17 protein-coding genes are annotated in these 18,363 nt (G+C 38.5%); 14 read left to right on the top strand and 3 right to left on the bottom strand.

From position 1 onward, the window contains the following. Window positions 1-264 precede the first annotated feature (264 nt). Entirely contained in the window at window positions 265-1,668 is a 1,404-nt protein-coding gene (gene pepV / locus LIS78_RS24500; RefSeq protein ID WP_195781720.1) for a dipeptidase PepV, read from the top strand. A gap of 32 nt (window positions 1,669-1,700) precedes the next feature. Here the strand turns inward: pepV and cysK are convergent, their stop codons facing one another. Further along, on the bottom strand, window positions 1,701-2,633 hold the full coding sequence (gene cysK / locus LIS78_RS24495) for a cysteine synthase A (RefSeq protein WP_195781721.1): 933 nt from the start codon (window positions 2,631-2,633) through the stop codon (window positions 1,701-1,703). Window positions 2,634-2,823: 190 nt separating this feature from the next. On the opposite strand from cysK, the gene thpR reads away from it, so the two are divergent. The 4 genes from thpR (at window position 2,824) to LIS78_RS24475 (ending at window position 7,660) form a co-directional block, all read left to right on the top strand. Then, window positions 2,824-3,378, top strand: coding sequence for an RNA 2',3'-cyclic phosphodiesterase (gene thpR, locus LIS78_RS24490; RefSeq protein WP_252284459.1), 555 nt, complete (start codon window positions 2,824-2,826; stop codon window positions 3,376-3,378). A gap of 135 nt (window positions 3,379-3,513) precedes the next feature. Then, on the top strand, window positions 3,514-4,440 hold the full coding sequence (locus tag LIS78_RS24485; RefSeq protein WP_252284458.1) for a hypothetical protein: 927 nt from the start codon (window positions 3,514-3,516) through the stop codon (window positions 4,438-4,440). A 92-nt stretch (window positions 4,441-4,532) separates the two neighbouring features. Next, entirely contained in the window at window positions 4,533-6,674 is a 2,142-nt protein-coding gene (gene pulA, locus LIS78_RS24480; RefSeq protein ID WP_252284457.1) for a type I pullulanase, read from the top strand. Between the two features lie 191 nt (window positions 6,675-6,865). Next, window positions 6,866-7,660, top strand: coding sequence for a phosphotransferase family protein (locus LIS78_RS24475; protein ID WP_028410490.1), 795 nt, complete (start codon window positions 6,866-6,868; stop codon window positions 7,658-7,660). Between the two features lie 6 nt (window positions 7,661-7,666). Here the strand turns inward: LIS78_RS24475 and LIS78_RS24470 are convergent, their stop codons facing one another. Continuing rightward, on the bottom strand, window positions 7,667-7,945 hold the full coding sequence (locus LIS78_RS24470) for a YtzH-like family protein (protein ID WP_013059510.1): 279 nt from the start codon (window positions 7,943-7,945) through the stop codon (window positions 7,667-7,669). A gap of 127 nt (window positions 7,946-8,072) precedes the next feature. On the opposite strand from LIS78_RS24470, the gene trmB reads away from it, so the two are divergent. Beyond that, on the top strand, window positions 8,073-8,723 hold the full coding sequence (gene trmB / locus LIS78_RS24465; protein WP_252284456.1) for a tRNA (guanosine(46)-N7)-methyltransferase TrmB: 651 nt from the start codon (window positions 8,073-8,075) through the stop codon (window positions 8,721-8,723). A gap of 75 nt (window positions 8,724-8,798) precedes the next feature. Continuing rightward, the gene (locus LIS78_RS24460; protein ID WP_195781725.1) at window positions 8,799-9,656 is read left to right on the top strand and encodes a YtnP family quorum-quenching lactonase; all 858 of its coding nucleotides are present in this window, start codon (window positions 8,799-8,801) and stop codon (window positions 9,654-9,656) included. Here the strand turns inward: LIS78_RS24460 and LIS78_RS24455 are convergent. Beyond that, on the bottom strand, window positions 9,625-9,936 hold the full coding sequence (locus LIS78_RS24455; protein ID WP_252284455.1) for a peptidase: 312 nt from the start codon (window positions 9,934-9,936) through the stop codon (window positions 9,625-9,627). The two genes, LIS78_RS24460 and LIS78_RS24455, sit on opposite strands and share 32 nt — an antisense overlap. Before the next feature lie 152 nt (window positions 9,937-10,088). Between LIS78_RS24455 and LIS78_RS24450 the strand changes: the two genes are divergently transcribed. From LIS78_RS24450 to LIS78_RS24420, 7 genes are all read left to right on the top strand, one after another. Further along, window positions 10,089-11,162 carry a M42 family metallopeptidase gene (locus LIS78_RS24450; RefSeq protein ID WP_013059506.1) on the top strand — a complete coding sequence of 358 codons (1,074 nt, stop codon included), beginning with the start codon at window positions 10,089-10,091 and terminating at the stop codon, window positions 11,160-11,162. Window positions 11,163-11,220: 58 nt separating this feature from the next. Beyond that, a complete protein-coding gene (locus LIS78_RS24445) occupies window positions 11,221-11,745 on the top strand; it encodes a DUF84 family protein (RefSeq protein WP_195781726.1) in 525 nt (174 codons plus the stop codon). Between the two features lie 153 nt (window positions 11,746-11,898). Then, entirely contained in the window at window positions 11,899-12,216 is a 318-nt protein-coding gene (locus LIS78_RS24440) for a thioredoxin family protein (protein WP_013059504.1), read from the top strand. A 72-nt stretch (window positions 12,217-12,288) separates the two neighbouring features. Next, the gene (locus tag LIS78_RS24435; protein WP_252284454.1) at window positions 12,289-13,101 is read left to right on the top strand and encodes a DUF1444 domain-containing protein; all 813 of its coding nucleotides are present in this window, start codon (window positions 12,289-12,291) and stop codon (window positions 13,099-13,101) included. A 2-nt stretch (window positions 13,102-13,103) separates the two neighbouring features. Then, the gene (ytpR, locus tag LIS78_RS24430) at window positions 13,104-13,709 is read left to right on the top strand and encodes a YtpR family tRNA-binding protein (protein ID WP_195781727.1); all 606 of its coding nucleotides are present in this window, start codon (window positions 13,104-13,106) and stop codon (window positions 13,707-13,709) included. A 429-nt stretch (window positions 13,710-14,138) separates the two neighbouring features. Beyond that, on the top strand, window positions 14,139-17,243 hold the full coding sequence (locus LIS78_RS24425; RefSeq protein WP_252284453.1) for a DNA translocase FtsK: 3,105 nt from the start codon (window positions 14,139-14,141) through the stop codon (window positions 17,241-17,243). 339 nt (window positions 17,244-17,582) lie between these two features. Further along, window positions 17,583-18,236: a nicotinate phosphoribosyltransferase gene (locus LIS78_RS24420; protein WP_195781728.1), complete on the top strand. Its 654-nt coding sequence runs from the start codon at window positions 17,583-17,585 to the stop codon at window positions 18,234-18,236. The last annotated feature ends 127 nt before the right edge of the window (window positions 18,237-18,363 follow it).

The raw sequence follows: 18,363 nt of genomic DNA, 5'->3' as shown, positions 1-18,363 counted from the left end.
AAAAATGATATAAATATGTAATCCTTTCGTAACATCTCCTTCCTCTATTTGCACATTTTTTATAGTATATGTAAACAATAAACAAATAGAATCCGTTTTTATCGATTGTGCCTACAAATTATTTCCCGGAATTTTGACTCTGTAAACCTTTGATATGAAAGGAAGGAGACAATTATTTCTTTCTATATAAAGGTATGATAAAGTTAAATTTACCAATAGTAATGATAGATACAATCTGTAAAAGCAGGAAAAGGAGACAAGCAGATGACGGCAATTAATTGGAAAGAGGAAGTTCAAAAAAGAGAAGCTGAAATTCTAGCTGAGACGCAGCGTTTTCTGCAAATTAAAAGTGTTTTGACAAGCACAGAAAAACAAGAAGAGCCATTCGGACCTGGAATTGCTCAAGCGCTTCACTTTCTTTTAAATAAAGGAAAAAATGACGGGTTTTCAGTCAAGAACGTAGACGGATATGCAGGTCATATTGAAGCAGGAGAAGGGAAAGACCTTCTTGGCATTCTTTGTCACGTAGACGTTGTTCCTGAAGGAGACGGGTGGTCGGTTGATCCATACGGCGGTGAAATAAAAGACGGGAAAATTTTTGCTAGAGGAGCAATCGATGACAAAGGCCCGACGATGGCTGCTTATTATGCGATGAAAATTGTGAAAGATTTAGGGCTTCCTCTATCTAAACGAGTTCGAATGATTATTGGAACGGATGAAGAAAGTGACTGGAGATGTGTGGACCACTACTTCAACCATGAAGAGATGCCAACTATGGGATTTGCACCGGATGCGGATTTTCCTATCATTTATGCTGAAAAAGGCATTACAGACGTAGAAATTCGCCAGCAGCCAATTGAGGGAACAAAGGGAAGCGTCCAGCTTACATCATTTGCCTCTGGGCGACGCTACAATATGGTTCCTGATCTTGCAACAGCTGTTCTTGAATTCCATAGTGAAACGGATATTAAAAATAAATATGATCAATTTTTAAAGGATCAGTCTTTAAAAGGTTCAATAACAGAAAAGAGCGGTGTGCACACACTTACTCTAGAAGGCGTTTCAGCACATGGCAGCGTGCCTGATAAAGGGAAAAATGCTGGGCTTACACTTCTTCGCTTTTTACACACATTAGAACTTGATGAACAAGCTAATCAGTTTGTAGGTTATGCAAATGCGTATTTAGTCCAAGATGCACTAGGAGAAAAGATGGGCTTAAATCGCAAAGATGAGGTCACGGGTGATTTAACGATAAATGTTGGAATCATGTCTTACAATCAAGAAGAAGCGGGGCATTTTGGTTTAAACATTCGCTATCCTGTATCAGCTCATATTGACGATATTATTGATACGATTAAAGAAAAAAGTGAATCTTATCAAATGACCATCAAACATTTTACAGATTCTAAACCACATCACGTCGATCAAAAACATGAGCTTATTCAAACGCTTCAAAAGGTTTACCAAGAACAAACAAATGAAGAACCAACACTTATTTCAATTGGAGGAGGAACATATGCCAGAGCATTAGAAGCGGGTGTGGCATTTGGACCTCTTTTCCCAGGCCGTGAAGAAGTAGCGCACGAAAAAGACGAGTACATGGTAATTGAAGATTTACTTCGTGCAACAGCTATCTATGCACAGGCTATTTACGAATTAGCTAAATAAAAAAAGCGAACGCCTTTGCGTTCGCTTTTTTATTATTCAAATGAGAATAGGTCGCTTGATAAATAACGTTCACCTGTATCGCAAGCAATACATACGACCACTTGATCAGGAGATAATTTTTTGGCTACCTCGATAGCAGCATAGCACGCAGCGCCAGATGAAGGACCGACTAAAATTCCTTCTTCAGAAGCCAAGCGTCGCGTAATATCGTAGGCTTGTTCATCTTTAATTTTTAAAATTTCGTCGTAAACATCTACATTAAGCGTATCAGGAATAAATCCAGGGCTTGTTCCTACAAGCTTGTGCTTTCCAGGTCTTCCTCCAGATAATACAGGAGATCCAGCTGGTTCCACAACATGAACGGTCATATTTGGGTAGTTTTCTCTTAGGACTTCACCTGTGCCTGTAATCGTTCCGCCTGTTCCAGCAGTAGCGACAAAAGCAGATAGGTCTTTGCCTAACTCGTTCATTGCCTCGATAATTTCCTTAGCAGTCGTTTTTCGATGAGCGTCAGGGTTTGCATTATTTTCAAACTGCATGGGCATAAATGCATTTGGAATTTCTTTTGTAAGCTCTTCTGCTTTGCGGATTGCTCCAGGCATTTTCTCATCACCCGGTGTTAGAACAACTTCAGCACCATATGCTTTTAACAAGTTAATTCGTTCTTGAGTCATGGTATCTGGCATGACTAAAATAGAACGATAACCTCTTGCCGCTGCATTCATAGCTAAGCCAATACCTGTATTTCCGCTCGTTGGTTCAATAATGGTTGAATTTTTATTGAGCAAGCCTGCTTTTTCAGCTTCCACGATCATATTAAAAGCAGCACGGTCTTTTACACTACGGCTCGGATTAAAAAATTCTAGTTTTAAGTAAACGGATGCTCCATCTGCAGGTTGAAGACGATTCAACTTAACAAGAGGTGTCTCGCCAATCAAATCAGCCATATTGTTAACAACTTTCATTTTTCTCATCCTTTTCTTATAAAAATTCTCTGTATTGTTTCTATGATAACACAAATTCTTATTTTTTAAGCACATGACAAATTTTCAGAAAAACCTCTCTATTTCATCCGAAAAAACCTTTAAAATAGATCTAGCTCTTTTTGAACATAACAAATTGGGGAAAGCTAATGAAAAGAAAAGGAGCGATTTGATGAAAGGTGATAAACACTATTTTATTGGAATCAACGTGCCTGTATCCATTGCACATCAGGCAGAAAATTGGGCAAAGGAATTAATACCTTTTCCTTTCAAACAATGGACATATCCTGACGATTATCATATAACGCTACAATTTTTAGGGTTTTTAGGTGACAAAAAGGAAAAGCTGATTACCCGCTTAAAAGAAGTAGCCTCCCGTCATTCAAGTTTTTCACTGCAGACAGGTCAGTACGATGTGTTCGGTGCGTATAACAAGCCTAGAGTACTTTATGTAAGCCTTAGGCCAGAAGATAAGCTCGTGAATCTGCAAAGGGATATACAGGCCGTATGGGAAGATCTAAGCGGCTTATACGAAAAACGTCCTTATCGTCCTCATATTACAATTGCAAAGAAGTGGGGAGGAGAAGCCGGACTTTCTGAAGAACTGTTAAAGCAAACGTCGATTGAAGAACAGTTTCAAGTAAGTTCGTTTGCCCTTTTTGAAGTTCATCCTGCTAGCAAACCTAAATATAAAAAAATACTATCTTTTTCCTTGCAGTCACAGTAGCATATGAACATACAAGCATGGAGAGAGGTTATTTAAAAATCACTCTTATCAAAGGAAAGAAAACGCCGATGATAATAGAGAAATCATCGGCGAACAAAGTTTTAGAGGAATTTTAATTAGGGGATTGATGTAAACGTGGCGCAGCTACTTAAGGTGCAAGATTATATTTCCCGTTATGAAAAAGACGTTTATCACTATACGTCTCAGTTTAATCACTTAAAAAAGCATAATTGGAAGAAAGCAACGCAATTATTTGAAGAAGGGCTATTACATGAGCCGCCTGTACAAGAAGAAACAAAAGCTCAACGTTCATTTTTGCAAAAAGCAAAAGAGCGGTTTACAAGAAAAAAAGAAACGTTTGAAGTGGAAGAAGCGTTCTCTAGCGATAGCGTGGAAAATCAAGAGCTATTGAGGTTTACAACTCTTCCACAAACAGCGGAAGACTTGAAAATATTGTTTTTAGAAAATGTATTTGATCTTCAAATGAAATGGGCCACATCCACTTTATTTGAGTTTTCACAAGCAGATCGTAAATATTACCATGATGAAGCTCTACGTTATTTTATTCAGCGCTTTCCTGATACGTATCTCGTGATGTACAAGCCTGTTTTCCTGATTAATAAAGCTCCGGTAGAAGGAGATATCATTATTGTTACTCCAACGGAAACCCTCTGTATTTGTTTAATAGAAACATATAAAAGCGCTGTTTTTCAGTATTCAAAAGAAAATTTTTGGACAGAGTTAAGAGGAAGAGATCAAAAAAAGATATTAAATCCTTTAATTGGGTTAAATCGAACGGAGCAAATTGTCCGAAGCATCTATCGTACTCACGATATTGAACATAACATAAAGAAAATATTACTGAGCAGAAATGGATACATTGATTACGCTGCGGAGCCTTATCAGGTTGAATTTGTAGATGCTAGAAAGTATGAAGAGTGGTTTTATGAACTTCGGAAATCTAAAGCGCCTTTAAAGTTTAAGCAGATGAAAGCAGCTCAAGTATTGCTCGAACACAGCCAGAGTATTTATTTTGACCGGGAATTCGAAGCTGGTGAATAATACGAACATTCACGCTATGAAAGTGCTTTCGTTTTTGCGTTTGCTACATATAATGCTACTAAAGAGGTAATTGGCATAAGGAGGAGAAAAAGATGACTGGTGATAATAAGTTTCAGGCTTATTTAGATCAAATAGATCGTATTACTCTTTTAGTTCCAACTTCTTATCATGAAGGTCAAATTGATTTTTTTGTGATTAAAAGTACACAAATGCATGAGACCATCTCTATTGAAAACGTACATGAATTAGAAGGTTTTATCAAATATGAAGGCAAGGTTGCAGGTAGCATAGAAATTGGACAGTCGTACGTTATCTGTGATAATTACGGGGAGAAAGTTCCGCTGCAGGTAGGGGCTGTTATACGAACCAAAGAGTTTGATGAGAGATTTTATTATAATCAAAATGATTTGGGTGCAGCCTTTTATTCAGATCATATTATGATAAAAATTTGGGCTCCAACTGCATCAGCAGTGGTTTTAAAATTAATACATGCAAATAGCGGGAAAGAGGAACTGTACGTCATGACTCGTCAAAAAAAAGGCGTATGGGAAAAGGAACTTTCCTTAGATAAAGAAGGGTATTATTATCGATTTTTAATAGATGTAAACGGCCGGACAAATGAAGCGGTGGACCCTTATGCCGTTGCAGCTACAGCAAATAGTGAATACGGAGTTCTGATAAATCTTCATACAGCCTATGTTCATCTCCATGAAAAGCCGCCTTTCCTTCAGCCAACGGATGCCGTTATTTACGAAATGCACGTTCGAGACTTTTCTATTCATCCTTCAAGCGGGATAGAAAAAAAAGGTACGTACCTAGCTGTTATTGAATCAAGCGGGCATCCAGGCAAAACAACAGGCCTTCATTATTTAAAAGAGCTAGGAGTGACCCACCTTGAATTTCTTCCTATTAACGACTTTGGCGGAGTAGATGAATTAAATCCTCATGCTTCTTATAATTGGGGGTATAATCCATTGTTGTTTAATGTACCAGAAGGAAGCTACTCCGCTGACCCTTCAAATCCTGCCACTCGTATTGCTGAAGTGAAACAATTAATATCAACCCTTCATCAACAGGGATTCCGTGTTATTATAGATGTAGTTTATAATCACGTATTTGTACGAGAAGAATCACCTTTTGAAAAAATTGTTCCAGGCTATTATTTTCGACATGATGAGTTTGGGATGCCTTCGAACGGGACGGGAGTAGGAAATGATTTTGCTTCTGAACGGAAAATGGTGCAAAAGTTTATTATCGATTCAGTATTATTTTGGATAAAAGAGTACGATGTTGATGGGTTTCGCTTTGACCTCATGGGGATTTTAGATATAGAAACGATGAACATCATTCGGGAAAAAATAAATGAAATTGATTCTACTATTTTGGTTTTTGGCGAAGGCTGGGATTTAAATACTCCTCTCTCCTACAATCAAAAAGCAATTATGGCGAATGCTCGCCAAACGCCTCAAATCGGCTATTTTAATGATCGCTTTCGAGATTCTGTAAAAGGAAGCACGTTTGATGTGTATGAAAAAGGTTTTATCAGCGGAAATATTCATCAAAAAGAGGCAGTGCAATCTGTGATAGCGGGGAGCATTCTGGATAAAGAAGACAGCCGGGCTTTATTTATAAATCTAGCACAATCAGTTAATTACGTTGAATCACATGATAATCATACGCTGTGGGATAAGTTAACGAATTCAAATGGAGAAGAAGACGAAGACACTCGTAGAAGTCGTCACCGCCTTGCTACTGCTATTGTGCTTCTTTCGCAAGGCATACCGTTTCTTCATAGTGGTCAAGAGTTTTACCGCACTAAACAAGGCGTAGAGAACAGCTATAATTCACCCGATGATATTAATGCACTTGATTGGAATCGACGGATCAAATTTTCTCGTGATGTGAATTGGGTTCAAGAGCTGATTCGTATTCGCAAACAGCACGGTGCATTTCGCTTGGGAGATGCTTCAGCGATTAGGCAGCATGTCTCTTTCCTAAACACGCCGCAATCCGTTATTGGCTATTGCTTATCAAACGTATTGGCTTACGGTCCTTGGAAGAATATTATCGTGTTTTTTAATCAAGGCCTAATGGAAGAAAAAATAGTTTTGCCAGAAGGACCATGGAAAATAGCACTTGATCATTGTAAAGTATATAAAAATGGGTATCCTACTATAGAGAATAATGCTATAAACGTTTCAAAGCTTAGCGTTCTTATTTTATTTCAAACGTAATTATTGTCTTCAACCACTTGACGAAAAAAGTGTGATGGAGATAATATTTATAAAGGATGGCTATTGATACATATCCTCAATAGCCGTCTTTTTTATTTACTAAGAAAATAACGTCATGATGTCTTAATAGATTGCTTTATTGAGTGAAATTTTTAAACGAAATGTGTGTGTTGAAATTGAAGGTGAATTGGTTGGAAGATATATTAGGAAGCGAATGGGAAATTACTCCTGCTGGCGGAGCGACAGGAGAAGCTTATTTTGCAAAATTTCAAGACCGAAAGCTTTTTTTAAAGCGTAATTCATCACCTTTTTTAGCAGTATTGTCAGCTGAAGGAATTGTACCGAAGCTCGTGTGGACAAGACGAATGGAAAATGGAGATGTGATCACAGCTCAGCACTGGCTAGATGGTCGAGAATTAAAACCAAAAGATATGAATTCGAGTCGAGTGACAGAATTGCTTAGTAAAATTCATCATTCAAACGAGTTATTAGATATGTTGAAAAGGTTGGGGAAAACACCGCTTCTTCCCGAAGACGTGCTAGCCGATATTGTAGAGAATGTGGACGAACGACTTCAAAAAGAGAGTATTGTAGAGCAGGGAATCAGTTATTTACAAGCAGAGCTTCCGTCCGTTCAGACAGATAAATATGTTGTGTGTCACTGTGATGTGAACCACAATAACTGGATGCTTGGAGAGAATACGCAGCTATATTTAATCGACTGGGACGGAGCGATGATTGCAGATCCTGCTATTGATTTAGGTTTATTGCTTTATTGGTACATCAATCCATCTCAGTGGGAAGAATGGCTTGAGCATTATGGGGTTGAACTAACCGAGAACTTGAAAAAGAGAATGAAGTGGTATGTGATAAGTCAAACCATTTTATTCATTGAATGGCATCGTTCGAAAAATGAACATTCTGAAATGAATTACTGGCTTGAATATCTTCGGATGTTGCTCGTCAACGACATTCAAGCACAGTAGCAAAGATTATGACAAGGTAGATAGTTCTTGGACCCATTGTGATAAATTTTGTTGATTGGTTTGAATATGTTCGTCTAAATGAGCAGCACTTTTTGCATCTTGCGTGTATTTATACACGTTTTGTAGTGTTGCTTGTACGTCTGTGCTAGCATATCCTTTTGCTAACATTGATTGAATTAAACGTTCAACCTGTTCACATTCCGCAACCGTTCCGCAGCAATCACTTTGATGATTAGATAAAATATCTTTTAATATATTCATTTGGTGTTCGGCATTTAAAGGCATTAAGCATCATCCTTTCTCGTATGATGCTCTTATTTTTTTCTATCTAAACACAATTATGCATGAGAATGTCGGTTGTTTCGAATAACCGACATTTTCAATGCGTCAAAATACATTAAAGAGGTGCAACATGAGATTACGAAACAAACCTTGGGCAAAAGATAAAATTGCTGAAAATCCCCAATACGTGGTTCCAAACCCAGCAGAGTATAAAGGGAACTGGAAAGAGGTTTTTGGAAACGAAAATCCTCTTCATATTGAAGTAGGAACAGGAAAAGGCCAATTTTTAGTAGGGATGGCTAAACAAAATCCGCATATCAACTATATTGGAATTGAAATGTATGAAAGTGTCATCTTAAGTGCTCTAGAACGATTGATTGAAGAAGAGCTGCCAAATTTAAAGCTGTTGAATGTAGATGCTAACCATCTTAGTGAGTTCTTTGCAAAAAATGACGTGGGTCGCGTTTATCTCAATTTCTCTGATCCATGGCCAAAAAAGAGACATGCCAAGCGCCGTTTAACATACAAAACGTTCTTAAGTATGTATGAAAACCTGCTGGTTGATGGTGGAGAAATTCACTTTAAAACAGATAATCAAGGGCTATTTGAATATTCATTGACAAGCTTTTCAGAATATGGGCTTCTTCTCAAATACATTAGCTTAGATTTGCATAAAAACGATTTTGAAGGCAATGTTATGACGGAATATGAAGAGAAATTTTCACAAAAAGGCAGCCGCATTTACCGCTGTGAAGTAAAATACCTGAACGAAAAAGACTGAGTTCCTCAGTCTTTTTTTGTTCAAAAAGAGAAGGAGATAGTGATAAAATAAAAAGGAATATAATGGAGGTGTAAAATGGAAACGTTAACAATAGGCGAATTAAAAGTGACATGGCTTCGTGGAGGGAATAATCATTTAGACGGAGGAGCAATGTTTGGTGTTGTTCCAAAAGAGCTTTGGACAAAAAAATATCCTATCTCAGAAGGAAATCGAATTCCAATGAGGACTGATCCTTTGCTCGTTCAAACTGAAAAACACCTCATGTTAATTGATGCAGGCATAGGAAATGGTATGTTGGATGAGAAAAAAAAGCGTCATTTTGGTGTAACAGAAGAATCATTTATTGCTGAAGATTTACAAAAGTTAGGGTTTACGTGCGAAGATATTACTCATGTCATTATGACGCATCTTCACTTTGATCATGTGTCAGGCTTAACAAAATGTAGCAACGGACATTTTTCCTCTACTTTTCCAAATGCAAGAATTTTTGTTAGTGAAATTGAGTGGAATGAAATGAGAAATCCTAATATACGTTCTAAAAATACGTATTGGAAACAAAATTGGGAATTTATTCAGCATCAAGTAATAACATTTAGCGACAAAGATGAAATTGTGCCTGGAGTAACGGTTCATCATACCGGCGGTCACAGCGATGGTCATGCTGTAGTTGTATTAAAAGGAAACAATGACATCTTAGTGCACATGGGCGATCTGTTGCCAACACATGCACATCAAAATGTCTTATGGGTAATGGCATATGATGATTATCCAATGACTTCGATTGAACAAAAGCAGCAGTGGCTAGCTTATGCCTATGAGAATCAAGTTTGGCTAAGTTTTTATCATGATGCTTTTTATCGAGCTGTAAAATGGGATAATAAAGGAGAAATAGTTGACGAAATTAAACGGATGCATTCAGCGTCAATTCAATAATAGAACCGCTTTTTTTATCAATGAAAAACTCGTAATGTTCCTGTTTTGCATCACGTGTTCTGATAATTCCACCTGTATAACCATAAAAAGAGAGACCATGTTTTTGAATGACTTTAGTCGTTGTTTCAATCCATGAGCCGTCGATTGCCCCATTTTGTTTAAAAGCGCTTTTAATAATCGTAAGGGCTTCCGATGAGGAAATTGACGACTTTCTTTTTTGAAGAATATAAGCGCTTGCAAATCCGACTGCAGCTCCTGCTATTAGTTGAGTCCATTTCACGTTATTCACCTGCTTTTTAAGGATATGTTTTCATCATTATATCAAATTGTCGAATGCTTTGTTAAGTTGAGTTATAGAAGAGAAGGACGGAACTAGCAACTATTTCCGGTTTTCGATACAATAAAGAAAATGATACATAAAGGAGAGTATATATGAACAATGAAACGCTATCTCTATTTAAAACATTAACGGAGTTACCAGGTGCCGCTGGAAACGAACATCAAGTACGTTCATTTATGCGCTCGCAAATTGAACCCCTTGTAGATGAAGTCATTCAAGATGGGTTAGGAAGTTTATTCGGCGTTCGCTATAATGAAGAAAAAGGCCCTAAAGTAATGGTAGCAGGACATATGGACGAAGTAGGATTTATGGTTACGTCTGTAACAGATAAAGGAATGCTTCGTTTTCAAACTCTAGGAGGATGGTGGAGTCAAGTACTGCTAGCTCAACGCGTCCATGTTGTTACAAAAAAAGGTCCTATCACCGGCGTAATTGCTTCTATCCCTCCCCATTTATTAGACGAATCACAGCGCAACAAGCCAATGGCCATTAAAAATATGATGATTGATGTGGGCGCAGATAGCAAGCAGGAAGTAGCAGAAATGGGCATTCGTCCTGGCGATCAAATTGTACCGATTTGTCCGTTTACGCCAATGGCAAATGAAAAGAAAATACTGGCGAAAGCATGGGATAACCGCTATGGGTGCGGACTTGCGATTGAATTATTAAAAGAAGTAAAAAATGAAAAATTGCCAAATATCTTATATTCTGGAGCTACTGTTCAAGAAGAAGTAGGACTTCGCGGTGCTCAATCAGCTGCGAATATGATTAAACCGGATTTGTTTTATGCACTAGATGCTAGTCCTGCTAACGATACATCAGGCGATAAAAATGCATTTGGACAGTTAGGAAAAGGCGTATTACTTCGTATCTTTGACCGTACGATGGTCACACATAGAGGAATGAGAGAATTTATTTTAGATACAGCTGAGACAAACAGCATCCCTTATCAATACTTTGTTTCTCCAGGAGGTACGGATGCAGGGCGCGTTCATACTTCTAATAATGGAGTTCCTTCTGCGGTAATCGGCGTATGTTCACGTTATATTCATACTCATGCATCTATGATTCATGTAGATGACTATGCAGCCGCAAAAGAATTACTAGTCAAACTTGTACGTTCTACAGACCAAACAACGCTCGATACGATTAAGCAAAACGGATAAAGAAGAACAAAGCAGCTGCTTTTGCGGTTGCTTTGTTTCATAATGACAGGAGAAAAAAATGAAAATTTCAATCGGAACGAAGAATCCAACAAAAGTAAATGCAGTAAAAAAAGTATTTGGAGATACTTTTACATATGTAGAGGTAGATGTGCAGTCCGGGGTGTCGCCACAGCCTTTTTCTGACGAAGAAACCATCCAAGGAGCGATTAACCGCGCGCGTGCTGCTGTCAAAGAGACAGGTGCTGATATTGGTATTGGGCTTGAAGGAGGGGTGCAGGAAACGCCTCATGGCTTATTCCTTTGCAATTGGGGAAGCCTTGTTACCTCTAAGGACCTTGAACCGATTTTAGGTGGAGGGGCTCGTATTCGGCTTCCTGAAGCGGTAGCCGGTATGCTTCGTCATGACAAAAAAGAATTAGCCGAAGCTATGGAAGTGTATACAAACCAAAAGAATATTCGAAAAAAAGAAGGAGCAATCGGTATTTTTACCAATGGAAATTTAGATCGGACCGCTATGTTTTATCAGGTTGTTTTAATGCTAAAAGGACAGCTGGATTTTAGGACAAATCAAGCTGTTCAATAGGAAATTTCTTTGTAACCCTTTATAATAGAAAAGCATCAGTGTATGATAGTTGCAACAACTCATATACTATGTTTTGATGTAGAAGGATTAAATAATGTATAGGGCTTTAGCCGTTTAAATACGAAAGTAAAAGAAAAAGTGGAGGAAAGAAAAATGGAAAAAATGCAAACAATTGAACAATACAAAGAAATCATTAAAGAAGGAAAACATATCATGATGTTTTCAGCAGACTGGTGCCCAGATTGCCGAGTAATCGAGCCTGTGCTTCCAGAAATTGAGGCGAATCATAGCGAGTATACATTTCACTATGTCGACCGCGACGACTTTATCGATCTTTGTGCAGAATTAAGCATCTTTGGAATTCCAAGCTTTGTTGGTTACAGCAACGGAGAAGAAACAGGGCGTTTTGTCAGCAAAGACCGTAAAACAAAAGAAGAAATTGAAGAGTTTATTAACGGCTTAAATGCATAAATCAAGTGAAGACTGATAGCGATCTACAGCTATCAGTCTTCATACATAAAAATGAGAAAAGGAGGCGTAAATATGGCGAAAATGAATAGTCAAAAGATGAGAAAACTACTAGAAGAGCGATTAACGGGTGCGGAGTGGTCATTTTTATTTGATCGTGAAAAAGATACGCTGCGCGTTGAACATCAGGAAACGAAAAAAGGTGTAACCATTTCTTTACCTGGGCTAATTGCAAAATGGGAAGAAAAAAAGGAAGCAGCTCTAGATGAAATGGTATATTATATAAAAGAAGCTCTTCGTGTTATGAACGATGAACAGCAGGTAACGGGAAAAGAAAAGCGCATTTATCCAGTTATTCGCTCAACGTCTTTTCCGGATAAATCGAATGAAGACGTGCCGTTGATTTATGATGAACATACAGCTGAAACACGCATTTATTATGCGCTTGATTTAGGCAATACATATCGTCTATTAGATGAGAAACTAATTCGCAAGGAAAGTTTAGATCTATCCGCAGTGCGGGAAATGGCTAAATTTAATCTTCGCTCTTTGCCGATTTCACATAAAAAAGATACGGTAGCAGGCAATGACTTTTATTTTGTAAATCAGAACGATGGATACGATGCAAGCCGAATTCTTAACGAGGCATTTTTGCAAGATTTTGCTTCTAGTGTTTCGGGCACAATGGCTGTAGCAGTACCTCATCAAGATGTGTTGATTCTAGCTGATATCCAAAACGAAACGGGTTATGATATTCTTGCGCAGATGACCATGAGCTTTTTTGCAAGTGGACGTGTACCCATCACAGCTCTTTCATTTTTATACGAAAACGGTGAGCTAGAACCTATTTTTATTCTAGGAAAAAATCGCAGTAAAGGACGGGACTAATTATGAATCTTTTTTATAATAAAGAAGGCATCGGCGATACGTTAATCGTCAAGCTAGAAGATATCGCAATTGAAAATCGCACGTTTGAAACAAAAGGCGACGTTGTGCGTATCTTTGATCAAAAATCAAATACAACAGCTGGCTATAACATCTTTCATGCTTCTTCTAAGTTAAAAGTAGAGGGAAATGGTTCTCTTGAATTAACAGAAGAAATGGTGGAAGAAGTAAATCGTGTACTTAGCGAAAGCGGTTTTGAAGGTAAACTTGAAGTGGATTTATCTCCTAAATTTGTAGTGGGATATGTTCAAGAAAAAGAGAAGCATCCAAATGCGGATAAGCTGAACATCTGTAAAGTAGATGTTGGCACAGAAACACTTCAAATTGTATGTGGAGCACCAAATGTAGACGCAGGTCAAAAAGTCGTGGTAGCAAAAGTAGGAGCGGTTATGCCAAGTGGTATGATCATTAAAGATGCAGAGCTGCGCGGTGTACCTTCTTCAGGTATGATTTGCTCTGCTAAAGAGCTGGCGCTTCCGAACGCTCCTCAAGAAAAAGGGATCTTAGTACTTGAAGACAAATATGAAGCAGGTCAACCTTTTCAAGCATAAAAGCAGAGTGCGATACTGATTTATAGGGCAAAAGCATGATGTTTTTTTACACGTATATTTCAAAGCGTTACAGTTGCTGAAAAGCAATTGTCAATTCTTAAAAAGGTTTGATAAAATTAAAAGCCACTAGTATATACTAGTGGCTTTTTTCGCGTTTAATTATGAGTGCTAACTAGATGCAAAAAAATATTTTTGCAAAGAGGAATTTTACTGTATAAATAAGGGAAGCAAAATAGTAGATTTTATAGTAAGAGTTCAAGCATACGTGATAGAATGATAAATGAAAAGATAGTATATATATCCATCTCAGAGAATACTTTGAGGCCAAAGGTAAATAAAGGATGCATGGATAGCTTTTTGTAGATGTCGCAGCACTGCGATATAAGAGGCTAAACGAAGTAAGATAGTCTGATAGAAAGAGTGATAAAAATGGGTTTTGTACGAAAAGTAATGGATTATTTACTAGGATACGAAGTGAAAGAAATTGTTGTAGACGAACATGGAAATACAACGGAAGAATACCCTTTAAATAGAGAAAAAACAATTCCTAAAAAGAAGGCTCCTAAGCCTAAACAAATGCAGTCAATTCATCAAAAGCCAGTGATGAAAGCAGCGCCAAAACCTTCTGTTCCACACTTGGCCAGAACGCAAAAGCGGAGTTACAGTGAAGAGCAGCAAGATGTTCATACAAAAGTAGCTTATCAATATCCAAAAGGAACGTTTCGTTTTCCTTTAATTGATGATACGGGAGAAGCAAAAAAGGCAGCAGCTCCTAAAAATGAACCAAGGCCTGTAACAAAAAAGGCACCGGCTCCGTTTTATCAAGAGCCTGTTCGCAAGTCGGCGCTAACGCAGCCTAAGTCAGTATCTCAGCCGTTAAAAACGGTATCTGAAAAGAAAGAAGCCGTTCCGCAAGTAAGAAAACGTCCGTTTCGTCCGACTGAAATTCCTTCACCTGTTTATGGGTTTAATAAGCGACCTTCTAATGTTGTACAAAACGGAAGTGAGGAAGTAGTAGAATATGAGCTTCCGAGTACACAGTTATCAAAAGCAGCGTTTGAAGATGAAATTTACCGACGAGCGATGAATACGGCTGTTGTAGAGCCGTTAAGAAAACCAGTTTCTAAGCCTATAGCCGAAGAAGCACCGATTCAAGAAACGGAAGAAATGATGCAACTGTCTTCTCAGCGTTTTGCTCAGTGGAAGCAATATGAGGAAAATCAAAAAGAGAAGCTATCATTTCCTGAAGAAAAGCCAAGTTCTTCAGTAGCTGTAAAAGAACAGGAAGAGGCTCCAACTTTTGAAGAATCACACGCGGGCGAACCGTTAGCGGGACAAGAGAAAACTATTGAATGGGATTTAGTGAAAGGTATGACAGCGGCCGAAGAAGTTCCAATTTCAGAGGAAGCGGGCCCGTCTGAATCATCAGTTACTCTCCAACAAGAGATAGGAAATGAGGCTGAAGAGGTAGAAGCAGAAACGTTGATGGACGGAAGCGCAGTGTTTTTACAAGCAGCAGAAGAAGTAGAAGCACTAAAGCCTAGAAAGAAAGAAGAAGCTCCAGCTGCTCAGAAAGAAAGTGACGTCATTCTAGAAGAATCAACAAACAGTGTTCATATGGAAGCAGAGCATGAGCTGAATTCTGAAAGTTTAAATCCATCGCAACCCGCAGCTGATGAATGGCAACCAGAAGCGGCATCGGCTGTTGTTCACCAAGAGCTTGAAAATTCAGTGATAAAAGAGGAAGAGAGCAGTATGCAGGAAAGTCAAGAGTTACAAGGACAAGTACAGCAAGAGTCAGCTGTAGAGCCTCTTGTACCTGCAGAACAGCCAGGAAATGCTGAACGAGCTCGCGGTAAGCGATTAGTGCCTTTTAACGTAATGATGCTGAAAAAAGACCGCACAAAGATGGATAACAGTGCTCGAGAAAAAAGTCAGCCGTCTCAAGGTTCATACCAAAGGCAGGAGGCAGAAGCTCTGCAAAAAAAAACGGAAGTAAGTAGGCAAGAAGAAGTTCACGGTGAAAAAACCAAAGAAGCGGTTCCACAGGCTTCGTTAAAAGCTGAAGAACCTGTAAATGTAAAGGCTCCTTCTCCTTATACATTTCCTGGAATGAACTTGCTTAACATTCCTCCGGCTGCTATTGAAGAAGATAATCAATGGGCGGATGAGCAGCGTGAGCTTTTGGATATGACATTAAAAAACTTTAACGTTCGAGCTAAGGTCGTAAACGTCACGCAAGGTCCTACCGTGACCAGATTTGAAGTACATCCTGAGCCCGGCGTGAAAGTGAACAAAATTACGAATTTAACAGATGATATTAAACTGAGCCTAGCCGCGCGTGATATCCGAATTGAAGCGCCAATTCCAGGGAAAAATACGATTGGAATTGAAGTGCCAAATCGTCAAAGTAAGCCGGTGTTAATTCGCGAAATTTTGAGGCATCCTTCTTTTAGAAAAGATAACTCTCCTTTAACGGTGGCGTTAGGGTTAGATATTTCAGGAACGCCGGTTGTGACTGACTTGAACAAAATGCCTCACGGTTTGATTGCCGGAGCGACGGGATCCGGCAAAAGCGTGTGTATTAATACCATTATCGTCAGCTTGCTTTATAAAGCTGCGCCACATGAAGTCAAGCTGATGTTAATTGACCCTAAAATGGTTGAGCTAGCTCCTTACAACGGTATTCCGCATTTAGTCAGCCCGGTTATCACGGATGCTAAAGCAGCTACTACAGCTTTAAAATGGGCAGTAGAGGAAATGGAGCGCCGTTATGAACTGTTTGCACATGCGGGCGTACGTGATATTACAAAATACAACGAACGTGTAAAAGAACATAATGAAAAAAGCGGGGAGCTGCCATATCTAGTTATTATTATTGATGAACTAGCCGACTTAATGATGGTATCTCCAGGGGAAGTAGAGGAAGCTATTTGCCGTATTGCACAAAAGGCAAGAGCGTGTGGCATTCACTTATTGCTTGCAACGCAGCGTCCTTCCGTAGATGTTATTACAGGCTTAATTAAAGCCAATGTGCCAACGCGTATTGCATTTTCTGTTTCTTCGCAAGTTGATTCACGTACAATTATCGACACAGGGGGAGCAGAGAAGCTATTAGGTAAAGGTGATATGCTGCTTCTTGAAAACGGCTCTTCTAAAAGCGTTCGAATTCAAGGGAACTTTGTTTCAGATGAAGAAATTGATCGCGTGGTAGGTCATGTCAAAAAACAAATGAAGCCAACATACTTATTTGATCAAGAAGATTTGTTGAAAAAGCAGCAAAGCTTTGCTTCAAATGAAGAAGATGAGCTTTTCTATGAAGCATGCGAGTTTGTGCTAGATCAAGGCGGTGCATCTACTTCCAGTCTGCAAAGACGCTTCAGAATGGGGTACAATCGCGCAGCGCGCCTAATTGATATGATGGAGCAGCAAGGAATTATTTCAGAAGCAAGAGGAAGCAAGCCGAGAGACGTGCTCATTACCGAAAACGAGCTTCAGGAAATGGAAAGTCAAACAGCCACTTCTACATTTTAAGCTGCTTTTCTACATGTAGGTTAAAAAAAGAGGCTATGCAAGATCAGCAGGATACAGCTTTATGTGAGCTAACGCTCTGTCACTGTCTCCGTCGTCTCTTTTTTCCTGCTTTAAGTTCGTTTATACAGAATTAGAGTAGAGATTTTGGAAGAAATCCATCAGGAAAAAAAGGAAAAGGTTTGTCAGAACTAGTAAAATGATTTACTATATGTAAGGATAATGTGTGTTTTGCTTTTTTAGCATGTGATAGTTTGCTATCATTTCTCACCAGCAGAAACATATGAGCTGAAGGCGTTTAAAGAGGACAAACCAAAATAATTAGAGTACGAGTGAAGAGTAATGACAGAAGAAAATCATGAACTGATTAACTTTAATGAAATTCGTGAACAAAAGCAGCTTCAGTCTGATAATGCTATTTGCGACTTTTACAATCAATATTTCTTTTTTGTGAACCGCTATACGAATATACGAGAAAAAGTGCGGGCTTCACATTTATTTAAAGAGTTAGTAAACTTGCCTCATGAGGCGCCTCTGTCTGATTCCCATGAACAATTATTTTTTCAGTGGTTTGCATTTGAATATGTAACCATTCAGGGAAAAACCCTGCTGCAGCTTTTTTTAGCTGATCAGGCGAAGCAGAAAACAGAGTCGTTTTTGATTCAAGGAGCCTTTTTTTTGACGAGTGTACTAGAGCCAATTATTGTGTCTAAAGTACCTAATTCGTTTTTCTTAAAAGGATATACCCCATTGACAAATGAGCAGGTTATCATCAAAGATGTAAGAGGAAGATTTGCAAATTTAGAGGAACAACAAGTAATTTGGATTCGAAAAATAAAATCAATCGGATATGACGTGTTAATTGACTCTTTCTTTTTAGGACATAAACAACGCATTGAACAGTTAGTAACGCAATATAACGACAAAAAAAATGCAATGACATGGCGCTCGTTTTTAAAACAGCAGGCTATACACTATGTGATGAAGCCAAAATAAAAGGCCGTTTCGCAAGGGAAGAGAGTAGAAATGGAGTCATGGAGTTATGTTATAAGAAGTGATATAATGTACGAATGTTATCATGAAATCAGCAATCAAACGACATTTATATACGTTTGTAAGAGCA

This window comes from Priestia megaterium, assembly GCF_023824195.1.
GTDB lineage: Bacteria > Bacillota > Bacilli > Bacillales > Bacillaceae_H > Priestia > Priestia megaterium_D.
Note: the sequence above shows the minus strand (reverse complement) of the source record. Positions and strands in the feature narration are given on the sequence as shown.